The sequence below is a fragment of the Pseudomonadota bacterium genome, from assembly GCA_034660915.1.
Classification (GTDB): domain Bacteria; phylum Desulfobacterota; class Anaeroferrophillalia; order Anaeroferrophillales; family Anaeroferrophillaceae; genus DQWO01.
Genome location: JAYEKE010000179.1, coordinates 1 through 2147 on the forward strand (window position 1 = coordinate 1; position 2147 = coordinate 2147).

Here is a 2147-nt window from a genome sequence, read left to right on the forward strand (position 1 = left end):
CAGGTGGGGGAAAAAGGAAAGAACAATAAAAGCCAGGCTGACTCCGAAGATAAAAAAAAGCAGGGAGCTGAGCCAGGATCGCTCTTTGGCCGTCGGTTTTCGCCGTCGGCTGCTGGTTTTACGCGTTTTTTTCATGGTGCAGGCGGGCCTGGCGCAGCTGTTTTCTTTCGCTTAAAATGATAAAGCGGGCGATCTCATCTTCTATCTCCTGGCCCAGGTCGACAAACTGGGCGGCGATCAGGCAGGCCTGTTTCGGGTTTCGGCTTTCCCGGATCGTGGATCGCAGTATAATGGCCCTGACTCTGACCAGTTGGGCCGCATAGGGCAGGAAGAAGGTCAGCAGCACTTGGGCGCCGGCATCCAGCGGTTCGGCTGCCGGAAAGGAAACCCCGGTGGCACTCAGGCTGAGGGGCAGCGGCTGCTGCCGGAAGAATTCCTGCATCGGCGGTTGAAAGATAATCTGGCTGAGCAAAGAGATTTTCCGCTCCATGATTTCCAGGTGTTCGCTGAACTTGCGGTAATAGCTGTTTAATTCATCATTTTCCCCGGAGTTGGGAGGCAGCGGTGGTCGCAGATCCATAAACCAGGAAGCAAAGGGGTTGTCAGCGGCAGCTAGAGCCGGCAGCATCCCTTCTTCCAGCTCGGCGGTCAAGGGCTGCCAGCTGAATAAAAGAGAAACATCCAGGCGATTATAATTTCGACGATCTTTATCTTCCATAGTCTCTGGGGATTATGGGGACACGATCCTTAATTATTGGAAACCCATCAATAATTAAGGTCATGTCCCCACAATCTCTTTAATTATTGGAAACCCAGCAATAATTGAGGTCATGGCCCACGATTTTGGGTAACATTCGAACATTCAGGTAATATCGAATCTGATTCTAGCATGCAGGGGAAACAAAGACAACCGATTTCCTGCCCTTTCCGGGTGATTTTCCCTGGGGTTGTTGAGCCGTGCAGGTTCGATTTCGGCCGGTATCTTTCGCCGCGTAAAGTGCCCGATCGGATGCCTGGATCAATTCTGTTCCCTGTTTGCTGAGATAGCCGCTGCCGTGCCAGCAGGCCACCCCAAGGCTGGCGGTGACCATCAGAGGTCTTTCTTCTCCGGTGGAAAAAGGGAATTCAGCAATGCTGGTGCGCAAACGTTCGGCTATCAGACTGGCGGATTCCAGTTCGGTCTGGGGCAGAATGATGGCAAACTCCTCGCCGCCATAACGGCAGACCATATCGATGGCGCGGATACTTTCCCGGGTGATCCGGCCGATTTCCCTTAAAACCTGATCACCTGCCAGATGGCCGAAGGTATCATTAATGACCTTGAAATGATCAATGTCCAGGATAATCAGGGACAAGGGTTGATTATGACGGTTCGAGCGCTCACTTTCCCGACTTAAAACTTCATGAAAAAAACGGCGGTTATGAACGCCGGTTAAGGGGTCGGTGTTGGCATTAAGCCGCAGGGTTGCCAGGGCATTGATTTCCCCCAGGCGGATGGCCACATGCTGGAGGCAGAAATGAAGCAGTTGATCAGTCTCCCGGGTCCACCGGGGGCGGGATTCCCGCTTCCTGCCGATGATAAAAGCGGCCAGGAAGTGGTCCGGAGCGATCTTATGCGGTCCGGGAAGCGGACTGATAGTGGTTTGTGCCTGCCAGGCAAGATCGTCAAGTTCACTTAAGATCTCAAAGCGGATGTCTTTTTTACTGGCTGGGAGCTTCCGGAAAGCAGCCAGGCTGGCCTGAATGAGCCGCTGCCCGAAATCATTCTTGTGGTTCAGCCGGCGACTGGCAGAGTGGATAGTCAATTTCCCCTGCTGGTATTCAACAAAAATAATGCTTTCTCCGTCTGCCAGTTGGTACAGCAGCAGGCCGGCAGTGGACAACAGGCTGGCATCCTGAACCTTGGTGATGGCATCGAAAAAAGTCTGTAAGAACCGTAATGGCTGGGAGCGTTCGGGGCTCTTGCGGTTGTCGTCAGGGAGAGGAAAGGTCGTTTCGCTTTCGGTCAAACTGATACCGGAAAAAGCCAGTTGCGGTAAGGGCAGCAGGGGGTGTTTATGGTTGCCGCCGGAGGCGAAAACGGTCATCAGGCTGTTTTTACCCCGCTGCCAGTAATGCTGTAGATTTTTGATCATGGAATAATCCTC

2 protein-coding genes are annotated in these 2147 nt (G+C 53.0%); both read right to left on the reverse strand.

What is annotated here, in order from left to right; all coding sequences use genetic code 11:
• Positions 1 to 118 precede the first annotated feature (118 nt).
• Complete coding sequence (locus U9P07_10425; protein ID MEA2109820.1) at positions 119 to 718, reverse strand: PilZ domain-containing protein; 600 nt, start codon at positions 716 to 718, stop codon at positions 119 to 121.
• 166 nt (positions 719 to 884) lie between these two features.
• A partial coding sequence (locus tag U9P07_10430; GenBank protein ID MEA2109821.1) for a GGDEF domain-containing protein occupies positions 885 to 2147 on the reverse strand: 1263 nt, incomplete at its 5' end.